The sequence below is a fragment of the Streptomyces sp. NPDC051064 genome, from assembly GCF_044455985.1.
Classification (GTDB): domain Bacteria; phylum Actinomycetota; class Actinomycetes; order Streptomycetales; family Streptomycetaceae; genus Streptomyces.
This window is the reverse complement of the sequence record NZ_JBITFK010000007.1, coordinates 40,949-67,705: the sequence shown is the minus strand read 5'-3', so window position 1 is coordinate 67,705 and position 26,757 is coordinate 40,949. Positions and strand designations below refer to the sequence as shown.

At 71.6% G+C, this 26,757-nt stretch carries 23 protein-coding genes; 11 read left to right on the top strand and 12 right to left on the bottom strand.

From position 1 onward, the window contains the following. The first annotated feature begins 16 nt into the window (after nt 1-16). Nucleotides 17-316 carry an SHOCT domain-containing protein gene (locus tag ACIBCU_RS24690; protein ID WP_399234022.1) on the top strand — a complete coding sequence of 100 codons (300 nt, stop codon included), beginning with the start codon at nt 17-19 and terminating at the stop codon, nt 314-316. 86 nt (nt 317-402) lie between these two features. Here the strand turns inward: ACIBCU_RS24690 and ACIBCU_RS24685 are convergent, their stop codons facing one another. Both ACIBCU_RS24685 and ACIBCU_RS24680 read right to left on the bottom strand, forming a co-directional pair. Continuing rightward, nucleotides 403-927: an ATP-binding protein gene (locus tag ACIBCU_RS24685; RefSeq protein WP_362929782.1), complete on the bottom strand. Its 525-nt coding sequence runs from the start codon at nt 925-927 to the stop codon at nt 403-405. A 214-nt stretch (nt 928-1,141) separates the two neighbouring features. Continuing rightward, a complete protein-coding gene (locus tag ACIBCU_RS24680; RefSeq protein WP_362929780.1) occupies nt 1,142-1,504 on the bottom strand; it encodes a hypothetical protein in 363 nt (120 codons plus the stop codon). A 236-nt stretch (nt 1,505-1,740) separates the two neighbouring features. Here ACIBCU_RS24680 and ACIBCU_RS24675 point away from each other — a divergent pair, with 236 nt between their 5' ends. Then, a complete protein-coding gene (locus ACIBCU_RS24675) occupies nt 1,741-2,874 on the top strand; it encodes a PLP-dependent cysteine synthase family protein (RefSeq protein ID WP_362929778.1) in 1,134 nt (377 codons plus the stop codon). A gap of 164 nt (nt 2,875-3,038) precedes the next feature. Here ACIBCU_RS24675 and ACIBCU_RS24670 read toward each other — a convergent pair whose 3' ends face one another. After that, nucleotides 3,039-3,473, bottom strand: coding sequence for an SRPBCC family protein (locus ACIBCU_RS24670; RefSeq protein WP_362929776.1), 435 nt, complete (start codon nt 3,471-3,473; stop codon nt 3,039-3,041). A 70-nt stretch (nt 3,474-3,543) separates the two neighbouring features. Next, nucleotides 3,544-4,374, bottom strand: coding sequence for a DeoR/GlpR family DNA-binding transcription regulator (locus tag ACIBCU_RS24665; RefSeq protein WP_362929774.1), 831 nt, complete (start codon nt 4,372-4,374; stop codon nt 3,544-3,546). Between the two features lie 257 nt (nt 4,375-4,631). On the opposite strand from ACIBCU_RS24665, the gene ACIBCU_RS24660 reads away from it, so the two are divergent. Continuing rightward, a complete protein-coding gene (locus ACIBCU_RS24660) occupies nt 4,632-7,034 on the top strand; it encodes a hypothetical protein (RefSeq protein WP_399234019.1) in 2,403 nt (800 codons plus the stop codon). Here the strand turns inward: ACIBCU_RS24660 and ACIBCU_RS24655 are convergent. The 5 genes from ACIBCU_RS24655 to ACIBCU_RS24635 all read right to left on the bottom strand — a co-directional run bounded on the left by ACIBCU_RS24655 (nt 7,004) and on the right by ACIBCU_RS24635 (nt 12,703). Then, a complete protein-coding gene (locus tag ACIBCU_RS24655; RefSeq protein ID WP_399234017.1) occupies nt 7,004-9,436 on the bottom strand; it encodes a right-handed parallel beta-helix repeat-containing protein in 2,433 nt (810 codons plus the stop codon). The genes ACIBCU_RS24660 and ACIBCU_RS24655 overlap by 31 nt on opposite strands. Before the next feature lie 206 nt (nt 9,437-9,642). Further along, a complete protein-coding gene (locus ACIBCU_RS24650; protein ID WP_399234016.1) occupies nt 9,643-10,260 on the bottom strand; it encodes a hypothetical protein in 618 nt (205 codons plus the stop codon). Nucleotides 10,261-10,401: 141 nt separating this feature from the next. Further along, a complete protein-coding gene (locus ACIBCU_RS24645; protein ID WP_399234014.1) occupies nt 10,402-11,226 on the bottom strand; it encodes an MOSC domain-containing protein in 825 nt (274 codons plus the stop codon). 45 nt (nt 11,227-11,271) lie between these two features. Further along, on the bottom strand, nt 11,272-11,781 hold the full coding sequence (locus tag ACIBCU_RS24640) for a DUF6643 family protein (protein ID WP_399234012.1): 510 nt from the start codon (nt 11,779-11,781) through the stop codon (nt 11,272-11,274). 199 nt (nt 11,782-11,980) lie between these two features. After that, on the bottom strand, nt 11,981-12,703 hold the full coding sequence (locus ACIBCU_RS24635; protein WP_362929764.1) for a FadR/GntR family transcriptional regulator: 723 nt from the start codon (nt 12,701-12,703) through the stop codon (nt 11,981-11,983). Nucleotides 12,704-12,900: 197 nt separating this feature from the next. Here ACIBCU_RS24635 and ACIBCU_RS24630 point away from each other — a divergent pair, with 197 nt between their 5' ends. The 4 genes from ACIBCU_RS24630 (at nt 12,901) to ACIBCU_RS24615 (ending at nt 18,568) form a co-directional block, all read left to right on the top strand. Beyond that, the gene (locus ACIBCU_RS24630) at nt 12,901-14,163 is read left to right on the top strand and encodes an SLC13 family permease (RefSeq protein ID WP_362929762.1); all 1,263 of its coding nucleotides are present in this window, start codon (nt 12,901-12,903) and stop codon (nt 14,161-14,163) included. Nucleotides 14,164-14,227: 64 nt separating this feature from the next. Beyond that, the gene (locus ACIBCU_RS24625) at nt 14,228-15,685 is read left to right on the top strand and encodes an acyl-CoA synthetase (protein WP_399234009.1); all 1,458 of its coding nucleotides are present in this window, start codon (nt 14,228-14,230) and stop codon (nt 15,683-15,685) included. A gap of 193 nt (nt 15,686-15,878) precedes the next feature. Beyond that, nucleotides 15,879-17,126, top strand: a complete 1,248-nt coding sequence (locus ACIBCU_RS24620; protein ID WP_399234007.1) for a GDSL-type esterase/lipase family protein — start codon at nt 15,879-15,881, stop codon at nt 17,124-17,126. 155 nt (nt 17,127-17,281) lie between these two features. Continuing rightward, on the top strand, nt 17,282-18,568 hold the full coding sequence (locus ACIBCU_RS24615) for a TerD family protein (protein ID WP_362929756.1): 1,287 nt from the start codon (nt 17,282-17,284) through the stop codon (nt 18,566-18,568). A 10-nt stretch (nt 18,569-18,578) separates the two neighbouring features. Here the strand turns inward: ACIBCU_RS24615 and ACIBCU_RS24610 are convergent, their stop codons facing one another. Continuing rightward, nucleotides 18,579-19,760 (bottom strand): glycosyltransferase, encoded by a 1,182-nt coding sequence (locus ACIBCU_RS24610; RefSeq protein WP_399234005.1) that lies wholly within the window; start codon nt 19,758-19,760, stop codon nt 18,579-18,581. Between the two features lie 58 nt (nt 19,761-19,818). On the opposite strand from ACIBCU_RS24610, the gene ACIBCU_RS24605 reads away from it, so the two are divergent. The 4 genes from ACIBCU_RS24605 to ACIBCU_RS24590 all read left to right on the top strand — a co-directional run bounded on the left by ACIBCU_RS24605 (nt 19,819) and on the right by ACIBCU_RS24590 (nt 23,434). Further along, nucleotides 19,819-20,610 carry an aspartate/glutamate racemase family protein gene (locus ACIBCU_RS24605; protein WP_362929752.1) on the top strand — a complete coding sequence of 264 codons (792 nt, stop codon included), beginning with the start codon at nt 19,819-19,821 and terminating at the stop codon, nt 20,608-20,610. Nucleotides 20,611-20,680: 70 nt separating this feature from the next. Further along, nucleotides 20,681-21,244, top strand: coding sequence for a hypothetical protein (locus ACIBCU_RS24600; RefSeq protein WP_362929750.1), 564 nt, complete (start codon nt 20,681-20,683; stop codon nt 21,242-21,244). A 68-nt stretch (nt 21,245-21,312) separates the two neighbouring features. Further along, nucleotides 21,313-22,944 (top strand): apolipoprotein N-acyltransferase, encoded by a 1,632-nt coding sequence (lnt, locus tag ACIBCU_RS24595; RefSeq protein WP_362929748.1) that lies wholly within the window; start codon nt 21,313-21,315, stop codon nt 22,942-22,944. Nucleotides 22,945-22,954: 10 nt separating this feature from the next. Next, entirely contained in the window at nt 22,955-23,434 is a 480-nt protein-coding gene (locus tag ACIBCU_RS24590) for an NUDIX domain-containing protein (protein ID WP_104790922.1), read from the top strand. 45 nt (nt 23,435-23,479) lie between these two features. Here ACIBCU_RS24590 and ACIBCU_RS24585 read toward each other — a convergent pair whose 3' ends face one another. Continuing rightward, nucleotides 23,480-24,868, bottom strand: coding sequence for an MFS transporter (locus tag ACIBCU_RS24585; RefSeq protein ID WP_362929746.1), 1,389 nt, complete (start codon nt 24,866-24,868; stop codon nt 23,480-23,482). 290 nt (nt 24,869-25,158) lie between these two features. Continuing rightward, on the bottom strand, nt 25,159-26,622 hold the full coding sequence (locus ACIBCU_RS24580) for a protein kinase (RefSeq protein ID WP_399234001.1): 1,464 nt from the start codon (nt 26,620-26,622) through the stop codon (nt 25,159-25,161). Nucleotides 26,623-26,757: the final 135 nt, after the last annotated feature.

Genomic DNA, 26,757 nt, shown 5'->3' with positions numbered 1-26,757 from the left:
CGAGGAGCTGACCGAGATGAACACACTGGCGAACCACGGAGGGCCCGGGCCCTGGATCCTCCTCTTCCCCCTCATCTGGGCGGCCGTCGCCGTCGGCGTCATCACGCTGCTGCGCCGCACCGTCTGGCGCAGCCGCCGCCCGGGGCCCTGGCAGCCGCACGGCGTCCGGCGGGGCGGGCCCACGGGCGAGCACTCGCCGATCGATCTCCTGGGCCGGCGGTTCGCCGCCGGTGAGATCGACGAGGACGAGTACTGGCGGAGGCTCTCCGTCCTCGACGAGCCCTACGGCCGTTACGAGAAGGACGGCCCGGTGTGAGCGCGGGAGGCGGGTGAGGCTCCGGGCGCGAACGGAGCGGAGCGCGTCGGTCCGGGAGGACCGACGCGCTCTGTGTGCGGTGTACGTCAGCCGACGACGGCCGACCGGGCCCGCGTCCGTGCTGCCGTCGGCTCCATGAGCCCCGCGACGTCCGAGCCGAACGGGCCGTCGGTCGTCGACCCGTACACCGGGAGAGGGGGCAGAGCGGTGGTGAACGACGGTGCGGGCAGCGTGAACCAGATGACCTTCCCCGCCCCGTCGCTCGGTCGTACGCCCCAGCTCTCGCTGACCGCGGCGATCATCGCCAGTCCGCGCCCGGAGGTGGCGGACTGATCGGCGTCGCCCACGGTCGGCAGCCGGGGGTCGTGGTCGTGGACGGAGACCGTCAGCCGGTCGAGCAGCAGCTCGATCTCGACGGTGCATGATTTGTCCGGCTGTGCGTGCCGGTGGACGTTGGTCAGCAGTTCGGTGACACCGAGCGCTGCCGGGTCGATCAGAGGATCGAGATGCCAGTAGCGCAGTTGCGCCGAAATGATTCTGCGGACCTGACCGATCCGCGACGGCAGGGCTTGGAGCTCCACCGCGCAGTGCCTGCTTGGCTCGCTGATCACGGCTGCGACTCCCCGAAATAGGTCCGGAAGAAGACGAAGGAACGGATCCAGCAGATGGCTGACTGCTGTTTCTGGTCATGCGTGGTCCGCCCTGCGTGGCTCCCGGCGGGGTCGGCTTTCGCTGTCACCACCGGTGCACCATCAGTGACGTGTGACCAGCGTGACTCAGGGGGTTGGGCTCCGCAACTCGCGGTGTCCGTACCGGCCCGTAGAGTCAGCCCCGCCGTCCCGCGGCGCTGCGCAGCGCCTCCAGGAATCTGCGGACCGGCGCCGCCCCGCCGGGCCTGCGGTTGCGCTGGCCCATGGTCAGCCGGTACCGCACGCCGTTGATCCGGGCGACCGCCGAGTCCGCGGCCAGGAACCACGGCTTTCCGGCGCTCACCGTGCTCACCGGGGCACTGGCGATCTCCCGCCCGTTGCTCGTCAGCAGCGCGATCCGGCCGTCCTCGACGATCACTTGGCCGGCCCTGGTCAGCGACCGCGCCCAACGACGGATCCTGACGTCGCTCGCCCTGAACTCCACCGCGCCGAACTCCCGCGCGCCGAAATCCGCAGGGCTGAATTCTGTCTCGGCCATGGCGACTTCGCCCCCCTTGTACCGGCTTCTGCAATTCTGCCCGTGGACAGGGCCCGTACGCCAGGCCTCACCGCGATCGCTTCCGGCCGCGGCCCCGGATCGGGCACGCGTCCGGGCGTGCCGGCGGGACACCCGGGCCAAGGGAGGCCTATGGGTCGCCAAAGTGAACATTTGTGCAGGTGGGGGGAATATCGTGGGCCTTACGGAGAACCGCCGTCACTCGAAGGAGACCGCTGATGGACACCAGTGAGCACGTACCTGGCGGTGGCGTCATGGAGACCGTCGACATCGACCGGAGCGACCCGGACTACCGGGCCTGGCTCAAGGAAGCGGTGCGCAAGGTCCAGGCGGACGCGAACCGTTCGGCGGACACCCATCTCCTGCGCTTCCCGCTGCCGGAGCACTGGGGCATCGACCTCTACCTCAAGGACGAGTCGACGCACCCGACGGGCAGCCTCAAGCACCGGCTGGCCCGTTCCCTCTTCCTCTACGGACTCTGCAACGGCTGGATCCGCCGCGGCAAACCGGTCATCGAGGCCTCCAGCGGCTCGACGGCCGTCTCGGAAGCGTACTTCGCGAAGCTGATCGGTGTGCCCTTCGTCGCGGTGATGCCCCGGACCACCAGCCCCGAGAAGTGCCGCCTGATCGAATTCCACGGCGGGCAGTGCCACTTCGTCGACGACTCCCGCAGGCTGTACGAGGAGTCGGCGGCCCTCGCGGCCGAGACGGGCGGTCACTACATGGACCAGTTCACCTACGCCGAGCGCGCCACCGACTGGCGGGGCAACAACAACATCGCCGAGTCCATCTACCAGCAGCTGAGGCTGGAGCGGTATCCCGAACCCGCCTGGATCGTCGCCACCGCCGGCACCGGCGGGACCTCCGCGACCATCGGGCGCTACGTCCGCTACATGCAGCACGACACACGGATCTGCGTGCCGGACCCGGAGAACTCCTGCTTCTTCGACGGATGGACCCGCCACGACCAGCTGGCGACCAGCGACTGCGGCTCACGCATCGAAGGCATCGGCAGACCTCGGATGGAGCCGAGCTTCGTGCCCGGAGCCATCGACCGCATGATGAAGGTGCCCGACGCGGCCAGCGTCGCCGCCGTCCGGGTGCTGGAGCGCGCCATCGGCCGCAAGGCGGGCGGCTCGACCGGCACCGGGCTGTGGAGCGCCTTCAAGCTGGTGGCCGAGATGGTGGAGCGGGGGAGCACCGGGAGCGTCGTCACGCTCTTCTGCGACCCGGGCGACCGCTATCTCGACAAGTACTACTCGGACGAGTGGCTGAGCGGCCAGGGCCTGGACATCAGGCCGTACACGGAGACGATCGACCACTTCCTGGCCACAGGCACCTGGCCCGCCTGAGCCGGGCGGCCGCCGCTCGCCCCGGACCTGGAAGCCGTTCCACCGCGACGAGGGCGGCGTCGTCCCCCAGGTGGCCCCCGCGTGGCGCAGCAGATCGGCGCAGACCCGCTCCAGCAGTGCCTCGGGCTACACCGCACCGCCGGGACGGGGCGCGCGGTCGCGCCTCAGTCGTCGAGCAGTGTGCCGAGCACCCGGCCGAAGACCCGCCGCCCCGCGCCGGCCAGCAGCGGATCCGTCCAGCGCGGCAGCAGCCTCACACGCAGCTCCTCGACCCAGATCACATGCGAGCCCGAACCGGTCGGGCATACGTCGATCGACGCCCGGCCGCGCACCAGGGAACCCCGCTTCTCCAGCCGGCACAGCCCCGCCCGGCCGGCGGCCGGCGGGGTCCACCGCACCACTTCCATCGGATCGTCGAAACCCAGCGGCCCCACGCCGGTACGGGCGACGAAGACCGTCCCGGTCCCGGTGGGCAGGCCCGCGGGGACGGTGACCGAGGTGAACGGAACGGTCCCGCCGTGCCGCTCCCAGTCGGTCACCCGTCGCCACGCCTCGGCGGCAGGGAGGGGAGTGAAGCGCTCTATGCGGAATACGGCCACAGTCCGATCCTAGGACGTCCGCCGCCCGTGAGCCCAGGATCGGAAGGCGTGGGCCGCACCCGCCGGCGGACTACTCGTCCGCCGGCCCGCCCGCCACCACCAGGCCCGGCAGGTGCTCCTCGATCTCGCGCCTGACGGTGCCCGGCAGACCCGCGTCCGTGACGAAGGCGTCGACCTCGTCGAGCGCCGCGAACGAACTCAGGCCCACCGTCCCCCACTTGGTGTGGTCGGCCACCACGACGACGCGCCTGGCCGCCCGCACGAAGCGGCGGTTCGTCTCGGCCTCCGCGAGATTGGGCGTGGAGAGACCGGCCTCGACCGAGATCCCGTGCACACCGAGGAACAGGACGTCGAAGTGGAGCGAGCCGATCGCGCGGTCCGCGACCGGCCCGACGAGCGAGTCCGATGGCGTACGCACCCCGCCGGTCAGCACCACCGTGGCCGCACCGGCCCGTGCGCCGCCCGCCGCCGTCGGCCGCTGCGCGCCGTGGAACACATCGGCCACCCGCACCGAATTCGTCACCACGGTCAGGCCCGGAACGTCCAGGAGATGCCTGGCCAGCGCGAACGTCGTCGTACCGCCGGAGAGCGCGATCGCGCTGCCGGGCAACGCCATCCCGGCCGCCGTGCGCGCGATGTCCTCCTTGGCACTGAGCTCCAGCGTCGACTTGGCCTCGAAACCGGGCTCGTGCGTGCTCGCCTCGACGACCGGCACGGCTCCGCCGTGGACCTTCTCGATGACACCCTGGCGCGCCAGTGCGTCCAGGTCCCGGCGGATGGTCATGTCGGAGACGCTCAGCTTGCGGGTCAGCTCGTTGACCCTGACCCCGCCGCGCTTGCGCACATCGTCCAGAATGAGCGCACGCCGCTGCTCCGCGAGCAGGTTCTGATTCTCGCTCAACGCCGGGCCCCGGTCCTTCGCTCTGTCCGCACGGTCCGGCAGCGGTCCTGCGGGACTCCCACATCCTCCCACGCACGCTTACGAGCCGTCCCACTGGGGAGATTCGGTGAGAGCCGGTGCGGCGTACGGTTCCCGTCGGCGATGGTGGTGACTGCGCATCAGCCCAGCTCGTCCCGCGCGCATCAGCCCAGTTTGTTCCGGACGAACAGCCGCCCACCGGCCGCGAGCCGGAAGGACCAGAGAGCGAGTCACCGACATTGCCCCCTGCCCCCAAGGCCGAGGCCGCGCAGAGCAGCGGCGTCGCACTGGAACTGCTCGTCCACGGTGTCGGCGGAACCACTCCGCAGGAGATGCTCGGCGACCCGCGTACGACGAGGATCACCGGTGACGCCACGGCCGCCGTCCACCGGCGCACCGAGGACGTCGGAGCCGAACACCACCCCGAGCGCCACCGGGACGGACCCATCGCCGAGGCCTACTGCTGGTCCAATCTCACCTCGGGCAACGGCTCCCGCGCCCTGTGGCTGCTGCTGCTCCCCTTCATGGTGGTCAACCTCGCCCACTGGATGCGGCCCGCCGCCCAGGGGCGTAAGCGGACGGTCCGGCTCTACGGGGTGCTGGTGCGGCTCCTCGCGCTCAGCCTGACCGTGCTCCTGACCGCCGCGGCCTGCGAGGTCGCCCTCGACCTGGTGGCCTGGCAGTGCGCGGGGACGCCCGAGTGCTCCGTGCAGCGCTCCTGGCTGGGGTTCCTCTCCACGCGGCAGGACGGCTGGTTCGCCCAGCCCGGACGCCGCCTCGCCGTCGCGGCGCTCGTTCCCGCCGCCCTGGTGGGACTCCTCTGGTACCTGTCCAACCGCACCTGGAGCGCCTACGAGTCACAGCGCCCCCTGACCTGGGACGAACCGGACGGCGCGGAGACGGACGAGGAGGCGGACACGGACGTGGCCGCGCAGTCCGGCGCCCCCGTCGTCCGCCCGGCCCTCGGCAGGCCCGGCTTCTGGTACGGACGCAGGCTGGTGGCCCGGCTGCGCGCGGCACACACCGCTGCCGGACTCCTCACGGTCGCGGCCGCGGTCGGCAGCACGACCGCCCGGCACGACCGGGCCGCCGACAGCCCCGTACCCCCGGTCACCGGCGTCCTGTTCGAGACCGTCCTCGCCCTGTGCGGACTCGTCGTCGTCGCGGTGGTCTGCCACCGGGGACGCAGCGAGCGGCGCCTCGACAACCGGCTCGACCGGGCCGTCACCACCTTCCTGCCCGCCGCCGCCCTCGCCCTGCTGCTCGGCGCGGTCGTGTACGCCGGCTGGTCGCGCCCCGGCTGGGTGTCCTCGGGTGCCCTCGCCGGCGAGGCCGTCTTCCGCACGCTCGCCCTGGGCCAGGGCCTGCTCGTCTCCGTACTCGCCGTGGTGGCCCTGAGCCTGTACCGGCGCGCCCCCGAGCCGCGCACCACCCTGCACGGTCTCGGCGGACCGGCGGTGGCCATGCTCGCCTGCGCGCTCGGCGGGGTGATGACCGGCGGGATCGCCCAGCGCGTGGCCGACTGGCTCGACGGCCCCGGCACGCCCGGCATGGGTGCGGGCGCGGACATAGAGGGGCCGCCCGTGCTCCTCAGCTGGCAGGCCTCCGTCATCCCGGTCCTGCTGCTGCTCCTGCTCCCGCCCGTCGTCTGGCTGGCCGTCCGCACCGTGCGCCGTGCCCGCCGGCTGGGGCCCGCCGTCGAGGCGGAGTACGAGGAGAAGCACCCCGAGCCCGGACGCACCCGGCGGATCGCCCGCACCCGGGCCACCGCCGCGCTCACCGACTCCGCGCCCGGGATCCTCGGACTGCTCTCCGCCGCAACGCTGCTGCTCGGCGCCGGAGCGGTGACCGGTTCCTGGCTCACCGGCGAGGTTCCCGGCCTCGCGACGGACGGCACGGGGCCGTTCGTCGAGTCGGTCGCCGAGACCGCCCAGTCGACCGGCTCCTGGCTGACCGGTTTCGGCGTGATACTGCTCGTCACCTGGGGACGCCGTGCCTACCGTGACGTCTCCGCCCGGCGCACCATCGGCATCCTCTGGGACGTGGGTACGTTCTGGCCGCGTGCCGCCCATCCGTTCGCACCGCCGTGCTACGCGGAGCGGGCCGTCCCGGACCTCTCGTCCCGCATGTGCGCCTGGACGGGGCGCACCCGCGGCAGGCTCGTCATCTCCGGCCACTCCCAGGGGAGCGTGCTCGCCGCGGCGGCGGTGTGGCAGCTCCCCGACTCCGCCCGGCGCCGGGTCGCGCTGCTCACGTACGGTTCCCCGATCGAGCGGCTGTACGGGCGATGGTTCCCGGCCTACTTCGGCCGGCTCCCCCTCGAAGGGCTGCACCGGTCCGTCCACTGCTGGCGCAACCTCTGGCGTTCGACGGACCCGATCGGCGGCCCCGTCAGGATCGACGAGGGGCCGGGCCACGAAGTGGACCGGGGCCCGCTGAAGGACCCGCTGGTCTACGGACGCACCGCCGACCACCCGCTGCCGGAGCCCATCCTCGGGCACTCGGACTACCAGGCCGACCCGGTCTTCGCCGTCGAGCGTGCCGCGCTCCTGGAACGGCTCGAGCCCGTCGTACCCCAGCAAGCGGGTGCGGAGGGCCGGGGCAGCACCGCTCAGGGAAGCGCCGGAAGGTCCTCGGGGTAGAGCATGGTCAGGTCCTCGGTGGTCGGTTCGGGGAGCTGGGCGACCCGGCCCGCGTGCCGCTCCACCATCGACTCGAAGGTCTGACGGGCCGTTCGGCCGTTACCGAAGGCGGGGCCCTTGGGAAGCGCCGTGAAGTACTTGAGCAGCGCTTCCCCCGTCCCCTCCGCCAGGCTGTACTCGTGCTCGTCGCTCTGCTGCTCGACGATCCGCAGCAGCTCCTCGGGCTCGTAGTCGCTGAAGGTGATGGTCCGTGAGAAACGGGACGCCACACCGGGGTTGACGGTGAGGAAGCGTTCCATCTCGTGCGTGTACCCGGCCACGATCACCACCACGGCGTCGCGGTGGTCCTCCATCAGCTTCACCAGCGTGTCGATGGCCTCCCGGCCGAAGTCGCGGCCCGAGTCCTCGGGCGAGAGCGCGTACGCCTCGTCGACGAACAGGACCCCGCCGCGCGCCCGGTCGAACGCCTCCTGGGTGCGGATGGCGGTGGACCCGATGTGCTCGCCGACCAGATCGACGCGCGACACCTCCACGAGGTGGCCGTGCTCCAGGACGCCGAGCGACGCCAGGATCTCCCCGTACAGCCGGGCCACCGTCGTCTTGCCCGTGCCGGGGGAGCCGGTGAAGACCAGGTGCCGGCGCACCGACGCCGCCTTCAGACCCGCCAGCCGACGGCGCCGGCCCACCTCGATCATGTCGGTCAGCGCCCGCACCTCACGCTTGACGCTGTCGAGGCCCACCAGCGCGTCGAGCTCGCCCAGCACGGCGCCCGAGTCGCGCACCGGCTCGGCGGGCGCCGCGGGCATGGCGGCGGGCTCCGCCGTCCGCTGCCCGGGCATCGCACCCAGCAGCCCGGGCGTGGTCTGCGTCGCCGTCAGGACCGGCGGGGGCGGGGGAGTGGCGCCGCGCAGGCCGCTCTCGTCGCTGGTGCAGTCCCGCGCCACCGGACCGCCGGCGCTGCCGTCGCCGCCGGAGCCGTCGGTGAACTCGTATCCGCCGCGTGCGCACCGCTCGGTCCGGCACCGGGTCAGGGTCGAGCGGCAGCCGTCCATCACATGGAAGCCGTAGCCGTCGCTCCCCGTGACCCGGCAGCTGTCGAAAGTGCCCCGGCCCTCCGCGGAGACGTAGAAACCGGCCTCCGCGGGCGAGGTGACCGTGCACCTCTCGATGGTCGGGTCGGCGCCCTTGGTCACGATGACCCCGGTCTGCGCCGCGTCGATGGTGCAGTTGTTCAGTGTGCCGCCGCTGCCGTGGTCCCGGAACCACGCTCCGGTGGAGGCCTCGCGGATCCGGCAGTCGTCGAGCTGAGCGGTGGCGCCGTCGCTCACCGAGACCGCCGTGTTGCGGATCTGGGTCAGATCGCTGTCCACGACATCCGCGCGTGAGCCCCGGTCGAGGACGAAGAGGGCGTCGGGCACGTCATGGACGCGGCACGAGTCGAGTATCACCGTGGCCCCGTCGCTGACCCACACCGCCGGGTAGTCACCCGTACTGTCGTGGATCTCGCACTGGTTGGCGTCCACGCGGGTACCGGGATCCCAGACCGAGAGGCCGTTGCGGCCGAACCTGCGGACGGTGGAGCGGGTCAGGGTGAGGACCGAACGGGAGCGCAGGTCGACCGCGTTCTCCGGGATGTCGTGGATGTCGCAGTCCGCGAGCGTGAGGACCGCGTCGGTGTCCAGGGTGACCCCGTCGGCGGACGTGCGGTGCACACTGCAGTCCGTGAGGTGCGCGGTACCGCGGGAGGTGACCTGCACCCCGCTGCCCTTGATCTCGTACACCTCGCAGCCCACCGCCTCGAGGCCGCTGCCCTCCCCGGTCACGCTCAGCCCGGCGCCCGACGAGTGGTGCACGCGGCAGCGCTCGAGCCGGGGGCGCGCGCCGTCGCGGACCGAGACGCCGGACTGGCCCGCCGAGACGATCTCGCACTCCTCGAACACGCCGCCGGCGCCGTCGAGTACGGCGATGCCCACCCCGGCCGGGTTGTCGACCGTGCAGCGGCGCACGGTCGGTCTGGCGGCGCCCCGCACCTCCATGCCGGCGGCCGACCTGGTCACGATGCGCAGGTCCGACAGCTCGGGGGCGCCCTCCTCGACGAGCAGCGCGGGGGCGGCCGAGTCCTGGCCCTCCACATGCAGGTCCTGGACCACGGCGGAGGCGCGGACGGTCAGGGGGACACCGTCGACCGGCGCGATCCGTACCGAACCCGCGGATCCCTCGGGGCCGCGCAGCGTCACCGCGCGGTGGACGACGAGATTCTCCCGGTAGGTGCCGGGGGCGATGGTGAGGACGTCACCGTCCGCTGCGGCCTCCAGGGCTGCGGTGAGGGATGCGTATTCGCCCGTACGGCGCCGCCATCGCGATGTGCCGGTGTGCGTCACCTGGACCGTGCCCTGTGCCATGGTGCTGCTGTGCCCCCACCTCGTGCCGTGTGTGCTGCCTCGTACGTGTCCCCAGGCGCCGCCGGTCGGCCGGCAGCCCTCTGGCCCGCCTGCCGAGGAGTCGGGCGGGCCGGTCCACCGTAGCGCGCGTGACGGGCGCGAGTTGACGGGTCGGCCGCCGAAGGCCACTGGTCAGCCGGATACGAGGGGAACCCGCGCCTTTGCGGTCAGCTGCCCGTACCCGTTCTGCCCCAGTCGGGGCCGACTTCGGCCCAGGCACGGTCGAGCCGGGTGTACCGCCGTTGCATCATGCGCCATACGACGATCCTGCGGGCGATTTCGGTCAGACCGCCCGCGATCAGCGCCGCACCGATGCCTGCGAGCACCGTGTGGGTACGGGCCGTGGACATGTCCATGGGACGCATCGCGGGGCGGCCCCGGTCGTCCGTCCAGATCTGGATCCGGGTGCCGGGTGCGGTCTCCGTCGACCCCGTCGACACGGTGCCCGTGCGTGCCGTACCGTCCGGGGCGAGCCAGTCGGCCACCACCGACGTACGCATGGAGCCCTCGGCGACGGCTGCCTCGGGGTCCTGGGCGAAGCGGGATGTGCCCGAGGCCGCGCGGACCACGACGGCCGCGGTCGGATGGCGTTGCTCGTGCTGGGTCCGCACCGTCCGCTGGAGTGCGTCGTCCGTGAGTGCGCCGACCTTCCAGCCGAGGGCCGGTGCCGCCAGCAGCATCAGGAGCAGCGCGGTCAGCGCCACCCATGCCTCGTGCCGGTCGGTGGCCCGGCACACGGGATTGTGCCGCCACCGCCGAATTCCCAGAACCGCTCGCACAGTCATGCACCCCCTTCCCTGTCCGTGATAACCCGGGAGGGCGGCGATTACGTCCTCCGACGGCGAAGAGAGAGCAACCTCACGCCGCCAACGGCCCCCATGCCTGCCCGAGTTCCGATCCGCTCCGGCTTCCGGTGCGCCGGGTGGTCAGCCGAGGATCCGCACCGGGTCCCCGGCCCGGATCACGCCGGTGCCCTCCGGGACCATGAGCTGGCCGAAGAGGAGGAGCTTCCCGTCCCGGCGGTGCCGGGCGAGCGTGCGCAACGGCTCCTTGCCCCGCTCACCGGTCCGCTGGTCGGTGGTCGTGATGACGCACCGTCCGCACGGCTTGGCGACACGGAACGCGACCTCCCCGATCGCGATCCGCTTCCAGTCGTCCTCGGCCCAGGGCGCGGTGCCGTCCACGACCACGTTCGGCCGGAACCGGTTCATCGGCAGCGGCCCCTCGTCCGGATGGTCCCCCTGGGCCACCAGCGAGTTGAGCGCGTCCAGCGAGGCACGCGTGGTGAGGAGCAACGGGAACGTGTCGGCGAGCGACACCGTCTCGCCCGGCCGGCCGAACTCCGGATCGACGGGTCTGCGGTGCGACGGCGCGTCGAGATGGACGAGCCGGACCTCCGCACCGAGTCTCGCGCCGAACCAGGCGTGTGCCGCGTCCGCGGCCAAGACCGTCGTGACCTTGCTCCGGTGGAGCTCCGCGACGACCGTGCGGGCCGGGCCGGGCACCTCCACCGTCAGGGACGGGCTCCCGGGCGCCGACAGCACGAGTCCGCCGCCCGGCACGGGTTCGGCGGACAGCTGTGCCATGCGCGGCTGCTGACGCTGGGTGACGACCCTGCTCCCGCTGTCGATCAGCATCCAGCGGCGGTCGCCGGCGAGTCCCCATGGCTCGACGACGGCCTCGTCGGCTGCGCGGGCAGCCAGCGACTTGACCGGGTGGATGTGTACGGCACCGAGCGCAGGCGAAAGCATGCACTCATCCTGCCAGCCGTCACTGACGACGGCAGGCCGCGCCCGTCAGTAGCCCCGGCTCTGGTACGGGCGGTTGTACGGATCCTCGTACGGCGACTGCGCGGGAGCCGGCACGGGCCGGGGCGACGCGGGACGCATCGCCTCGTAACCCGTACCGGGCCGCTGTTGCTGCTGTTGCTGCTGTTGCTGCTGTTGCTGCTGGTAGCCGCGGGGCGCCGACGGCTGCTGCGGGATGTACGGCGCCGGCGCGTGCTGCAGCTGTGCGGGCTGCATCATCGGCGTCTGCTGCATCCCGGCGTTCTGGTACTGCGGCTGCGCCGCCTGCTGCGGGTAGCCATAGGACCCGGTGTTCTGCGACGGGGCCGCGGGCAGCGCCGGAAGAGCGGACGGCAGCGCCGGCAGGTAGCTGTTCCCGGTGTCGTAGGCGGCGGGAACCCGGATCGGCGCGATCTGAGGGGTCCCCCGCTCGGCGACGAGGGAGTCGTATATCGGGGTGTCGGGGAACGACGGCGCGGCGTAGTAGCCGCTGCCGTAGGTGGAGCGGGGGGAGGTCATGACACATAAGTTAAGCCCACGATGTGCCGGTTGGGGAGCCCCAATCTTGGGGTTATCCGTTTTGCGCCAGTTCTGGTCGTCTGACCTGCCGAAACATTGCTCAAGCTTCCGTTGACGGCGGGGGCTTTCCCCATGGCTTACGAGAAGCGGCGCACGCGCCGCGGAGGACGGCACCTGCCCGGCCCTCGCCCGGCACGGTTCAGGACGTCCCGTCGGCGGTGTCCGGTTCGGGGTTCCAGTCCAGGAGCCTCACCTTCGCGACGGTGCGGACATGGCGCCGCATCGCCGCGGCGGCGGCCTTGCCACGCCGCTCCTCGATGGCGTCGAGGATGGCCTGGTGCTGGGTCAGGGAGCGGCCAGGCCGCCGCGGCTGGCGCAGGGACTCGTGCCTGCTCTCGGTGATCTGGTCGGCGATGGACCGCATGAACTCCGCCAGCAGCGCGCTGTGGGCGGCCGCAGTCACCGCGGCGTGGAAGCGCCGGTCGCCTTCGATGCCGTGGCCGCCGTCGGCGATCTCCGCGGCCATGTGGGCGAGCGACGCCCGCAGTGCGGTCAGGTCCTGCTCGGTGCGCCGCTCCGCCGCGAGTTCGGCGAGTTTGGTCTCCAGCGCCTCACGTGCCTCCAGCACGTCCGGCAGTCTGCGCCGGCGCTCGACGAGCCGCTCGACGGGTTCGGCGTCCAGCCCGTCCCCGAGGAGGTAGGTGCCGCCTCCGTGCCGCACCTCGACGAGCCCCTGCACCTCGAGGACGACGATGGCCTGCTTCACCGAGGCCCGGGAGACTCTCAGGCGCTGAGCGAGGTCGCGCTCAGGCGGAAGCCTGTCGCCGGCCACCAGACCGCTCTCGGCGGCGAAGGAGCGCAGCCGGTCGAGCACTTGCTCGTACAGTCGTGTGCGCCCCATGGGCCGCAGTGCGTCGGACATCCCCTGCCCCTGTTCCGGAGGGCCCCCGCGCCCTCTTGGCACCGGCAGCGTAGCAGCGCCCAGTGGTCCGGAGGCCGAACCAATTGCTGCGCACCCCCTTGACGGCTGTTGCCGCGCCCCGGACTCTGAGTGCCGTCAACAGGCGAAGTGGCTCATCCACCAGACCAATGAGGGTCGGCCCAGGACAGGAGCCCGCAATGTCCGCGGAACTCATCTCTATCCTCGTACTCGTGGTGGTCTTCGTGATCGCCACCACCCGCTCGATCAACATGGGCGCGCTGGCCTTCGCCGCCGCGTTCGTGGTGGGGGAGCTGGTCGCCGACCTGGACGCGGACGGAATCTTCGCCGGGTTTCCCGGAGACCTTTTCGTCGTCCTGGTCGGCGTCACCTATCTGTTCGCGATCGCCCGGGCCAACGGCACCACGGACTGGCTGGTGCACGCGTCCATACGCCTGGTCGGCGGGCGTATCGCTCTGATCCCCTGGGTGATGTTCGTGATCACCGGGGCGCTGACGGCGATCGGCGCGGTCAGCCCCGCCGCGGTGGCGATCGTCGCACCGATCGCTCTGAGTTTCGCCGCCCGTTACGGCATCAGTCCGCTCCTGATGGGCGCGATGGTGGTGCACGGGGCGCAGGGTGGCGGCTTCTCCCCGATCAGCATCTACGGCTCGATCGTGAACGGCATCGTGGAGCGCGAGAACCTGCCGGGGAACGAGATCGCCCTGTTCCTCGCCTCGCTGGCCGCCAACCTGGTCATCGCCGGTGTGGTGTTCGTGCTCTTCGGCGGCCTGAAGCTCGCCCGGCACCGTGCCGCGGAGGGCGACGACTCACCCGGACCTCCCGCGGACGAGGAGACCACCCGGCTCGACGCGCCCCGGGCGGCCACCCTTCTCGCACTGATCGCCCTGGTCGTCGCCGTACTCGGCTTCGATCTGGACGCGGGCCTGACCGCCATCACGCTCGCCGTGCTGATCAGCGCCGCGTGGCCGGACACCAGCCGCAAGGCGGTCGGCGCGATCGCCTGGCCCACCGTGCTGCTCATCTGCGGCGTACTGACCTACGTCGGCGTGCTCGAGGAGATGGGCACGATCAAGTGGGCCGGGGAGGGCGTCGGAGGCATCGGAGTACCGCTGCTCGCGGCGCTGCTGCTGTGCTACATCGGCGCGATCGTCTCGGCGTTCGCCTCCTCGGTCGGCATCATGGGCGCGCTGATCCCGCTGGCCGTGCCGTTCCTCGCACAGGGAGAGATCGGTGCGATCGGAATGATCGCGGCGCTGGCGGTGTCGGCGACCGTGGTGGACGTCAGCCCCTTCTCGACCAACGGCGCACTCGTTCTCGCGGCGGCGCCGGACGTCGACCGGGAACGCTTCTTCAAGCAGCTGATGGTGTACGGCGGGGTCGTCGTCGCAGTGGTGCCCGCCGCGGCGTGGCTCGTCCTGGTGGTGCCGGGATTCGGGTGACTCCCGGCAGACAGCCCCCCGCGGCACTCCCCTTTCCGCCGTTCCGTCGATCGGAGTACGACGCGTGAATGCCCCCCCGGCACTGTTCCCCGCACTCGCCGAGCGCAGTTCGCGGCCCGCCCTGCGATTCGGGGACCGCACCCTGTCGTACGAGGAACTCGCGGCGTCGGCCGGCTCCCTCGCCGCGACCCTGGGTACGGCTCGCCGGGTCGCCGTATGGGCGACGCCGACCCTGGAGACCGTCGTCGGTGTGGTGGCGGCCGTCCTCGCCGGAGTGCCCGCGGTGCCGCTCAATCCACGGACCGGCGAGCGGGAACTGGCGCACATCGTGGCCGACAGCGCGCCGTCGCTGGTCCTGGCCGCAGCGGACGACGCACTCCCCGCCGCGCTGGACGGACTGCCTCGCGAGAACATCGACGCGAACGCGGGGCCGGCGGGCGCACTTCCCGTCGAACCCGGCCCGGGCCATCCCGCCCTGATCGTCTACACCTCCGGCACCACCGGCCCGCCCAAGGGCGCCGTCCTGCCGCGGCGGGCCCTGACCAGCACGCTGGACGCCCTTCGGGACGCCTGGGAGTGGGACGCCGACGACGTACTGGTCCACGCGCTGCCGCTGTTCCACGTGCACGGGCTCATCCTCGGCATCCTCGGGCCCCTGCGGCGCGGGGGATCGGTGCGCCACCTCGGCCGGTTCAGCACCGAGGGCGTGACACGGGAGCTGAGCGCCGGGGCCACGATGCTGTTCGGGGTCCCGACCATGTACTACCGCATCGCCGAGGCCCTCTCCGTGGGGCCGGGTGACGCCGCGCTCGCCCGAGCGCTGTCAGGTGCGCGCCTGCTCGTGTCGGGATCGGCGGCGCTTCCGGCACGCGACCACGAGCGGATCGCGGAGGCGACAGGCCGGACCGTCATCGAGCGGTACGGGATGACGGAGACCCTGATGAACACCAGCGTGCGCGCGGACGGTGAGCGTCGGGCCGGAACCGTCGGAGTGCCCTTGCGCGGGGTCGAGTTGCGGATCGTCGACGAGGAGGGCGAACCGGCCGGCACGGGTCCGGACGTCGTGGGCGAGATCCAGGTACGGGGCCCGAACCTCTTCACGGAGTATCTCAACCGGCCAGAAGCCACCACCGAGGCGTTCACCGGGGACGGGTGGTTCCGCACCGGAGACATGGCGGTGCTCGATCCGGACGGCTACGTCCGCATCGTCGGCCGCAAGGCGACCGACCTCATCAAGAGCGGCGGCTACAAGATCGGTGCGGGCGAGATCGAGAACGCACTGATGGAGTACCCCGGCGTGAGGGACGCGGCTGTGACGGGTGAGCCGGACGCCGACCTCGGCGAGCGGATCGTGGCGTGGATCGTACCGGAGGACCTCCAACACCGCCCAGGTGCATCCGAGTTGGCTGATCACGTCGCTGCTCAGCTCGCCCCGCACAAGCGTCCGCGGACCGTGCGTTACCTGACCGAGCTGCCCCGTAACGACCTCGGCAAGATCATGAAGCGGGCTCTTCGCGCGTGAGGCTTCGGAACGGACGGGCGTAGGCGCACGGGCCCCTGAGCCTCCCGTCGGAGCGCGGCCGGAGGACCCCAGCACGGAAACCCTTCCCCTCTCCCCACGGAAAGGCAAGCCGTTGATCCGTTCCCTCCTCGCCGGAGCCCGTCGCCTCCGGGTGCCGACGGTCAGACGCACCTCGATCGGGTTGGCCGCCACCATGTTGGCGGCAGCCCTCGCCGTCTCCGCACCGACGACCGACGCCGCGGGTGACACCGCGTCCGGACAACGGTCCGGCTCGCGCGGCTGGTTCACGTCCTGGGCGAACTCACAGCACGACCTCGCCCCGACTTCCTTGCGTGACCAGACCGTTCGCATGGTCAGCCACCTCAGCCAGGGGGGCGACGCGCTCCGCATCCGGATCCAGAACACATTCGGCACGACCCCCCTCACCGTGGACGCCGCCACCATGGGACTCACGGACGGCAGGAGCGCCGCCACACAAGGGCGCCCCCGGCCCGTCACCTTCGACGGCCGGCCGGAGGCAGTCATCCCGGCCGGCGGCGAGCTCTGGAGTGACGCCACCGCCCTGACGACCCACGCCCAGGCGGACGTCGCGGTCTCCCTGTCCGTCTCCGGCACCGTCGTCCCGGGCCGGCACGGCACCGCGTTCCGCACCAACTACCTGACCGCGCCCGGTACCGGGGACCACACCCGCGACACGAGTCCCGCCGCCTACACGGAGACGACCGAGTCCACCTACCTGGTCACCGCCGTGGACGTACACAACCCGCGCCTGAAGGGCGGCCTCGTCGCCTACGGCAGCTCCGTGGTCGACGGGGTCGGATCCACCGACTGCGGCCCCGGCTGCACACAACTCGGCGCCAACCGCCGATGGACCGACGACCTCGCACGGCGGATCACCACGGAGCTGCCCCCCACGGGCCGGCTCGCGGTGGCGAACGCCGGTGTCAACGGCACCACCAGCGTCCCCGACTGCCCGAAGCTCGCCGAACCCCTGCGCGGTCTGGACGCGGGGGCGCGCCTGCAACGGGACGTCCTGGCCCTGCACGGAGTCACCGGGGTCCTCTACTACTACGGCACCAACGACCTGCCCGCCGGATGCGAGACCGAGCAGGTGCTGGCGAGCTACCGCGACACCTTCCGACGGCTGCACGCCGCCGGCATCAAGGTGTACGTCACTCCGGTGACCCCCCGTCCGGGCTACACCGACGAGCACAACAGGGTCCGCCACACCGTCAACTCGTTCGTCCTGAACCGGAACGACTGCAGTGGCACCTGCGACGGCATCATGGGCTTCGACCAGGTTCTGAAGGACCCGTTGAAGCCGAACGCCATCAACCCGCCCTACGACACCGGCGACGGTGTCCACGTGAACATCTCGGGGCAGCAGGCCCTGGCCGACACGCTCTCGCTGCCGATGCTCGCGGCCTCGGCCCGACGATGACCACGTCGGCGAAGGGGCTGGTCCCAAACATGTGAGTGCGCCTCGTGCGGGACAGCAGCCGGAGGATCGCCGGCTGCTGCCCCGTCGGGAGTGTGGGCTCCCCTCAGGACCGGGGATTAGGTTGTCGGGAGACTCTCCGGGCAGCCGGACTCGTGATGGGGGCGAGCATGACCATGCAAAAGGGAACCAATGTCGCGGTGCCGGCTCGGGCCGTGCGGGTCGAGCTGGGCTGGCGTACATCACCCGGGACACCGGACGTGGATGCCTCGGCGCTCCTTCTGGTGTCGGGAAAGGTACGCAGCGACGCGGACTTCGTCTTCTACAACCAGCCGGCGCACGGGTCCGGTGCGGTGCGCCACGAAGGCAAGCGGACGTCCGGGGGCGCTGTCACGGACAGCCTCGCCGTGGACTTCGCGCGGATGGAGCCGGCGATCGACCGTGTCGTGATCGCGGCGTCGGCGGACGGCGGCACCTTCGGACGGGTGGCCGGCCTCTACGTGAGGATCGTGAACACGGCCGACAGCTCCGAGATCGCGCGCTTCGAGAGCGCCGACGCGACCGTCGAGACCGCGTTCATCCTCGGTGAGCTCTACCTCCGCCAGGGCGCCTGGAAGTTCAGGGCCGTGGGACAGGGATACGACACCGGACTCGCGGGCCTCGCCACGGATTTCGGCATCTCCGTCGACGAACCGCAGCAGGCGCCGCCGCCCCGGCAGCCGCAGAGCGCTCCGCAGCCGCCCGCGCGCCCGGCCGCACCCGCGACCGCCCCCACGCCTCCGCCCGCCCCGCCCGTCGTGCAGGCCGTGCGGCTGACCAAGGTCACGCTGACCAAGGAAGCCCCCACGGTGTCGCTGTCGAAACAGGGCGGCACGTCAGGGACGCTGCGCGTCAATCTCAACTGGGAAGTGCGCAAGCAGTTCAAGGGCTGGGGCGCGAAACTCGGCAGGGCCGTCGCCATGCACGCGGACCTGGACCTCGATCTCTGCGCACTGTACGAGCTCACGGACGGCAGCAAGGGAGTCGTGCAGGCGTTGGGAAACGCCTTCGGCTCTCTCCGGCAGCCGCCCTACATCCACCTCGACGGGGACGACCGTACGGGCGCCGTCTCGTCCGGCGAGAACCTCACGGTCAACCTCGACCACAAGGACCGGCTGCGCCGTGTCCTGATCTTCGTCACGGTCTACGAAGGCGCCCGGAGCTTCGCCGACCTGCATGCCACGGTCACACTCCAGCCGCAGAACGGGGCGGCGATCGACTTCTCCCTCGACGAATGCACCGTGCCTTCCACGGTGTGCGCGCTCGCACTGATCACCAGCAGCGGGGGAGACCTCACCGTGCAGCGCGAGGCCCGCTACCTCGTCCCCGAGCGCGGGGTCAGCCCCCAGCGGACCATCGACGCCGCCTACGGGTGGGGCATGAACTGGACACCCGGGCGCAAGTGACCCGCCGGGCTCAGGGCTCCGGCGCGGCCTCGGGACGGGCGTACGTACGCCCCTTCCAGGCCGCACCGAGCCCCCGGTAGTGCTGCACCGCGGAGTCCACCGTCATCAGGAGATAGAGGACCGCGGTGAAGGGCAGCAGCGGTGCCAGCCACAGCGACTGCCTGTAGTACCCGAGCATGGGCATGTACGTCCCCGCCATCACCGCCCAGGCCGCCCCGCCCGCCGCCGCTGCCACCGGATCGTCTGTCAGCAGCCCCGCCACCAGCGTGGCGGGCGGCGCGACATAGACCAGGCCCAGGCCGAGGACCGTGCCCGCGAGCAGCGTGGGGCTGTGCCGCAGCTGCGCGTACGCACTCCGCGCGACCATGCGCCACAGGTCCGCCAGCCGAGGGTAGGGCCTCACACTGTCCACCCGGTCGGCGAGTCCGAGCCAGATGCGGCCGCCGCTGCGGCGCACGGCACGCGCCAGCGACACGTCGTCGATCACCGCCGAACGGATGGACTCCGGAATCCGCGCCCGCTCGACGGCTCCGGCCCGCAGCAGTACGCAGCCGCCCGCCGCCGCGGCCGTCCGCGACCTTTTGCCGTTCACCCGGCGGAACGGGTAGAGCTGCCCGAAGAAGTAGACGAAGGCCGGCACGACCAGCCGCTCCCAGGTGCTCGTCACCCGCAGCCTGGCCATCTGCGAGACCAGGTCGAAACCGCCAGCGCCTTCGTTCCCGGCCGCGGCGACGAGTTCCCGCAGGCTGTCCGGCTCATGAGCGATGTCGGCATCCGTCAGGAGCAGGAACTCGGGCTTCCGCTGCCGGGCCCGCTCCATCCCGTGCCGCAGGGCCCAGAGCTTGCCCGTCCATCCCGGTTCCGGCTCACCGGGCGTCACCACGGTCAGCGGCAGCCCGCCGTACCGCTCGGACAGCGCCTGGGCGAGCCCGCCCGTGCCGTCGCCGCTGCAGTCGTCGACCAGGAAGACCTCCGCCTCACCCGGATAGTCCTGGGCGAGCAGCGACGGCAGACTCATCGGCAGGACCTCGGCCTCGTCCCTCGCGGGTACGACCACAGCCACCGAGGGCCAGCGCGTCGGGTCCCCGCGCAAGGGCAGCCGCTGGTCGGTCCGCCAGAAGAAGCCCTGGCCGAGCAACAGCCACATCCACACGATCAGCGAACCCACGGCGATCCAGGCAACGGCGCTCATCCGTCGAAGTGTGCCCCACTCCGGCGGCGCCGCAAGGGCCGTCGACTATGGTGACCGGGTGAAGATCGCACTCATGGACTCGGGAATCGGCCTGCTCGCGGCAGCGGCCGCGGTACGCCGATTGCGGCCCGACGCCGATCTGGTGGTGTCGTCGGATCCCGGGTCGATGCCCTGGGGGCCCCGTACGCCCGAGGACGTGACCCGGCGCGCGCTCGCCGTGGCCCGGGCGGCGGCGGCCCACCGGCCGGACGCCCTGATCGTCGCGTGCAACACCGCCTCCGTCCACGCCCTGCCCGCCTTGCGGGCCGAACTGGAGCCAGGACTGCCGGTCATCGGCACGGTGCCCGCGATCAAGCCAGCCGCCGCGGGCGGCGGCCCCTTCGCGATCTGGGCCACGCCGGCGACCACCGGGAGCCCTTACCAGCGTGGGCTGATCAATGAATTCGCCCGCTCCGTGGACGTGACCGAAGTGCCCTGCCCGGGCCTCGCCGACGCGGTGGAGCACGCAGACGAGGAGGCGATCGACCGCGCGGTGGCCGCCGCCGCCGCCCTCACCCCCTCCGGGGTGACGGACGTCGTCCTGGGCTGCACCCACTACGAACTCGTGGCCGAACGCATTCGCGCCGCTGTCGAGAGCAACCGGCCCGGCCGCGCACCCCTCGTGCTCCACGGCTCCGCCGACGCGGTGGCCGCCCAGGCGCTCCGCCGTGTCGGGGCGGTGCCCGCTCCGTCGGCCGAACCGGTCGGCACTCTCACCGTCCTGCTCGCCGGACACGCCGGCGACCTGCCCGAACCCGCTCTGGCCTACGCCGAGGGCCTGCTGCTCAAGACCGTCACCCCCGCGCTCTGAGGGCAGCCCGGCGCCCCGCCGGGACGCACGCCCCCTCCCCGCGGCGCGGAACGTGGGTACGCTGCTGGGCATGACGGACCACCCCGGTAACACGTGGCACGGTTCGAGCCAGGCCCCGAGCACGGTCTGGACGGGACGGGCCACCAATCGCTTCCAGTGGCTGCTCGCGGCCATCGGCGCCGCGTGTCTCGCGCTCGGCATCGAACTCGCGGTCGACTCGGCCTGGCACGGCGGGTTCGCCCCGCTGCTCATGTCCGTCATCGGCTGTGTCGCCGCAGGGCTCCTGATCCTCTTCGGGACCCTCGCCTTCGTCCACGTGGCCGTGAAGGTCGACGGCGACGCCCTCGAGGTGCGCTGCGGCCACGCCGGGCTGCCCAGGCGCCGGATCCTCCTCACGCATGTGGTGGGCGCGGATTTCGCCCCCAAGGTCACTCCGCGCCAGTGGGGCGGCTGGGGCTACCGCTGGCGCCCCGAGCAGGGCACGGCCGTGGTCGTGCGCCGGGGGGAGGCGCTGGTGCTCCGGCTGGGTGACGGCATGACCTTCACGGTCACGGTGGACGACGCGGAGGCCGCCGTACGTTTCATCCGGGACCGCCTGCACCTCCCCGCCCCCGGGAAGACCACGGGGAGCTGAGCCGGCCGGAGCACGGGACGGCAGGAGCGGCTGCCGCCCTCACAGCCGCCCACCGTAGACTCCGGCAGGTGAGCGCCACCGTCACCACCGCCGAACCGCCGCCCGCCCCCGTGTCCCGCAGCAGGAAGCTGTGGCCGCGGCTCGTCCGGCCTGCCGCCGCCGTGCTGTCCGGTGTGCTGCTCTACGCGAGCTTTCCGCCCCGGCCGCTCTGGTGGCTGGTGCTGCCCGGCTTCGCCCTGCTGGGATGGGTCCTGACCGCACGGCGGCTGCGGTCGGCACTGGGCCTCGGCCTCCTCGCGGGCCTCGGCTTCATGCTGCCCCTGCTGCACTGGACGGGGGAGGAGGTCGGCCCCGTACCCTGGCTCGCGCTCGCGCTGGCGGAGGCCCTGTTCATCGCCGTCGGCTGCGTCGGGATCGCCGCGGTCTCCCGGCTCCCGTACCAGCCCGTCTGGGCAGCGGGCGTGTGGACCCTGGACGAGGCGCTCCGCGCCCGTGTCCCGTTCGGCGGCTTCCCCTGGGGCAAGATCGCCTTCGGCCAGGCCGACAGCGCGTTCCTGCCGCTCGCCGCGGTGGGCGGGACCCCCCTGCTCACGTTCGCCGTCGTGCTGTGCGGCTTCGGGCTGCTGGAGGCCGTCCGGCAGGTCCGCCGCTACCGGGCCGACGGCACCGTGCCCCGCTCCGCCGTCGTCGCCGCGGCCGTCACCGTGGCCGTCCCGGTCGCCGCCGCCCTGGCAGCCCTCCCGCTCGTGGACGACTCGCCCGAGGACGGCACCGCGACGGTCGCGGCGGTCCAGGGCAACGTGCCGCGCCTGGGGCTCGACTTCAACTCCCAGCGCCGGGCCGTCCTGGACAACCACGCGGAGCGTACGGAACAGCTCGCGCGGGACGTGAAGGCCGGGAAGGTGCCCCAGCCCGACTTCGTGCTGTGGCCGGAGAACTCGTCCGACCTCGACCCCTACCGCAACGCCGACGCCCGCGAGGCCATCGACCGGGCCGTGCGGGCCATCGGCGCCCCCACCGTCATCGGCGCCGTCCTCACCCCCGACACCGGACCGCTCCGCAACACCCTGATCGAGTGGGACCCGGAGAGCGGACCCGTGGACACCTACGACAAGCGGCACATCCAGCCGTTCGGCGAGTACATGCCGATGAGGTCGGTGGCACGGATCTTCAGCAAGGACGTCGACCGGGTGCAACGGGACTTCGGCCCCGGCAGCAAGGTCGGCGTGTTCGACCTGGCGGGCACGAAGGTGGGGCTGGTGACCTGTTACGAGGCCGCGTTCGACGACGCCGTACGTGACACCGTCAAGGACGGCGGACAGCTGATCGCCGTACCGAGCAACAACGCGACCTTCGGGCGGAGCGAGATGACCTACCAGCAGCTGGCGATGAGCCAGGTGCGGGCGGTCGAGCACGGACGGTCCGTCGTCGTGCCCGTCACCAGCGGCGTCAGCGCGGTGATCCGGCCGGACGGGACGATCGTGGAGAAGACGAAGATGTTCACCCCGGACGCCCTGGTCGACGAGGTGCCGCTGCGGTCCTCACTCACCCCCGCCACCCGTCTGGGCACCCTGCCCGAGGCCATCCTGGCGTTGCTCGCCGTGGCCGGTCTCGGCTGGGCGACAGCCCGTTCGGTGCGCGCGAGGAAGGTCCGGCAGGACGGGTCGGCCGGTCCGGAGGAAGGTCCGGCCGCCACGTAGGCTCGGTCGCATGGCTACTCCAGACTTCATCCGCGACATCCGTGCCACCGCCGGCCACCAGCTGCTCCTGCTGCCCGGAGTCACCGCCGTCGTCTTCGACGACCAGGGCAGGGTGCTGCTCGGCCGGCGGTCGGACACCGGCAAGTGGTCGGTCATCGGCGGGATCGGCGAGCCGGGCGAGGAGCCCGCGGCGACAGCGGAGCGCGAGGTGTACGAGGAGACGGCGGTGCGCTGCGTCGCGGAGCGGGTCGTGCTGACCCAGGCGCTGAAGCCGGTGCAGTACGCCAACGGCGACCGCTGCCAGTATGTCGACATCACCTTCCGGTGCCGGGCCACCGGCGGCGAGGCACGGGTGAACGACGACGAGTCGCTGGAAGTCGCGTGGTTCGACGTCGACGCGCTGCCGCCGCTGAGCGAGTTCTCGGTCTTCCGGATCAAGCAGTCCCTCACGGACGGCCCCACCTGGTTCGAGCGGACTCCCGAGGCCTGACGGGCCCGGCTCCCCGGCGGAGACGGGCCCTTCGGCACGGCCGGTTCAGACGCTACGGGCGTCGACGGGCAGCGTCGCGCTGTCCTCGGCCTGCCGGCCGGCGTCCGGCTCGATGTCGGCGAGGTCCCGGCTCCTGGTCTCCTTCGCGCAGATGATCGCCAGCACGGTGAGGAGCGCGGCGGCGATGACGTACAACGAGATCGGCGTCGAGCTGCCGAAGTCGTCGAGCAGCGCCGTGGCGATGAGGGGCGCCGGGGCGCCCGCGGCGACCGACGAGAACTGGGCGCCGATCGACGCGCCCGAGTAACGCATCCGCGTCGCGAACATCTCCGCGAAGAAGGCTGCCTGCGGCGCGTACATGGCGCCGTGGAAGATCAGCCCGACGGTGACGGCCAGCAGCAGACTCCCGAAGCTCCGGCTGTCGATCAGCGCGAAGAACGGGAACATCCACAGCGCCACACCGATGGCGCCGACCAGATAGACAGGCCTGCGCCCCACCCGGTCGGACAGCGCCCCCCACAGCGGGATCACGGCGAAGTGCACGGCGGACGCGACGAGTACGGCGTTGAGCGCCGCCTGCTTGCTCAGGTCCGCGGATGTCGTCGCGTACACGAGGATGAACGCGGTGATCACGTAGTAGCTGATGTTCTCCGCCATCCGCGCGCCCATGGCGATCAGCACATCGCGCCAGTGATGCCGCAGAACCGCGACCAGAGGCATCTTCTCGGCGGGGGCGGCCGCCGCCTTGCGCTGCTCGGCCTGGGCCAGGGCCGCCTTGAAGACAGGTGATTCATCGACCGAGAGACGAATCCACAGACCCAGGATCACGAGCACCCCCGAGAGGAGGAAGGGTATCCGCCAGCCCCACGCCTCGAAGGCGGACTCGGACATGAGCGCCGTGAGGGCGGAGAGCACCGCGGTCGCGAGCAACTGGCCTGCGGGCGCCCCCGTCTGGGGCCACGACGCCCAGAACCCTCGCCGTTTCGCGTCGCCGTGCTCCGACACGAGCAGCACGGCACCGCCCCACTCACCGCCGAGGGCGAACCCCTGCACCAGCCGCAGGACGGTGAGCAGGACGGGTGCGGCGGAACCGATGGTGGCGTGCGTCGGCAGGAGCCCTATCGCGAAGGTCGCGCCGCCCATCATCAGCAGGCTCAGCACCAGCAGTTTCTTGCGCCCGAGCCGGTCGCCGTAGTGCCCGAACACCAGGGCCCCGATCGGGCGGGCGGCGAAGCCCACGGCGTAGGTGAGGAAGGACAGGAGAGTACCGACGAGCGGGTCGGACCCGGGGAAGAACAGCTTGTTGAAGACCAGCGCGGCGGCGGAGCCGTAGAGGAAGAAGTCGTACCACTCCACCGTGGTCCCGACGAGGCTCGCGGCGACGATGCGGCGGAGGTTGGACGGCGGTGGGGGAGCGGTTGTCGGTACGGCCATGGATACCACTTCCGGACAGTTGGCGGGGACGTTTCCGTGTCGCCATACCGTAGGAAGGGGCAGGTCAGGGGCGTATGTGGCGGGACACCATAGTTCGGGTTAACGGTGTGCGGGTGACCGCTACGGGGGCGTGATCTGGTTGGCGGCGGCTGAAGAAGGGCTGGCAGGAGGCATCGGCAGCACGCGTGCGTGCGTCGGGCGCCAGTTGTTCTGTCCAGGGAGGTTATGGACGGGTGAGCGAGATCTCGGCCGAGGATTCCGCCGAGCCGGGCTGTTTCGGCGAGGCAGCGTCACCGTGCTGGTTGGTCGGCCCCGTCCTTCGCTGCTTCTGTCTTCGTTGCCTGGCCGGGCGGTGGGTGGGGGGTCGTGGTCGGTGTGGCGTCCGGTGTTGTTGTTGCTGCTGACGATGAGCTTCCGTTGCTCGGTGTGATCGGTGCCGTGGGCGCCGTGCTCACGGTGGGCGCCGCTGTGGGTGCTGAGCTGCCTACGCTCAGGCTGTCAGCGGGTTCGCCGACAGGACTGGGAGAAGCGGAGCGGACGCTGAGCCCGGGGGTGTCCTCGGGGCGTGTGCCCACAGCAGCGTCGTGGTCGGAGGACCGCGCCGCCGGAGACGGTGTGACCGCCTTCCGCTGTCCTGTGTCGCCAGAAGCACGCGGCGTTCCGGTGGGGGCGCCGGAAGCCCTGGTCGTGCTCCGGTCGGTGTCCTGAGGGGCGGAACTGCCGGTGACGGCGAAGGCGGTTGCCACGACAGCGGCGAGTGCGACAGTCGTTCCGGCCATGAGGGTGCGCCCACGCGCCGGCGTGCTTCGAGCAGTGTCCTGATTCCTGACGAGCGCCGGATTCACGTGCGTGTGTGTCGCCTCCGGTGCCTCCTGGCCGACGACGAGGCGTGTGGCGGGCGCCGACGGGCCGGCCGCCACGGGGACTATGTCGGTCAACGCCGTCAGAGCGAGGGTGCAGTCGCGGGCTGTTGGGCGGTTCTGTTCGTCCAGAGCTGTCATCTTCCGCAGCAGACGGCTCAGTTGTTCGGGGAGCCCGTGAGGCAGGACGGGGTGACGGTGCAGTCGTGCGATGGCGGCCTCAAGGGGCCCGCCGTCGTACTCGAGCCTGCCCGTGAGGCATTCGAGCAGCACCAGGCCGAGGGCGTAGATGTCGGCGGGCCGACCGACGGGCCGGCCGAGTACCTGCTCGGGAGAGAGATAGGCGGCGGTGCCCATGAGCGTGCCGGTGGCGGTGCGGGTGGTGGCGTCCAGCATCCGGGAGATGCCGAAGTCGGCCAGATAGGGCCGGTGAGCGGAGTCCAGGAGAATGTTGGACGGTTTGACGTCCCGGTGGACGATTCCCGCTTCGTGTGCGTGAGCCAGCGCCTGGGCGAGTTCGGCGCCGAGTGCGGCGGTCACATCGGGGGGCAGCGGGCCTCCGGTGATGCGCTCCTTGAGCGTGGTGCCTTCGATCAGCTGCATGACCAGGAAGGCGCTTCCGTCGTGCTGCCCGGCATCGAAGGCGGTGACGAGTCCGGGGTGATGCAGCCGAGCTAGGATCACTGCTTCGCTGTGCCAGCTCTCCTCGCTGTTGATGCAGGCGTCAGGCCGGAAGATTTTGACCGCGACCGGTCGTCTCAACCGCAGATCGAAACCCCGGTGGACATCCGCAGCACCACCCGAACCGAGAAGCCCGTCAAGACGGTATCGGCCACTCAGCACCTCGGTGGAGCACCGGGAAGCTGTCGCCTGAGCGAAGTCGCGAAGCCTCATATCCTCTCCCACTGCGTCGGAGGGCTCATACTCTTCGGCGAGCCGTGGCCGACGCGCCTCGGAACGCGAGTACCCACGAAGAGCTGGAGTAGCCCACGCGTTCTCGCAGGCAGAGACGGAACGGGCTCCCGGAGT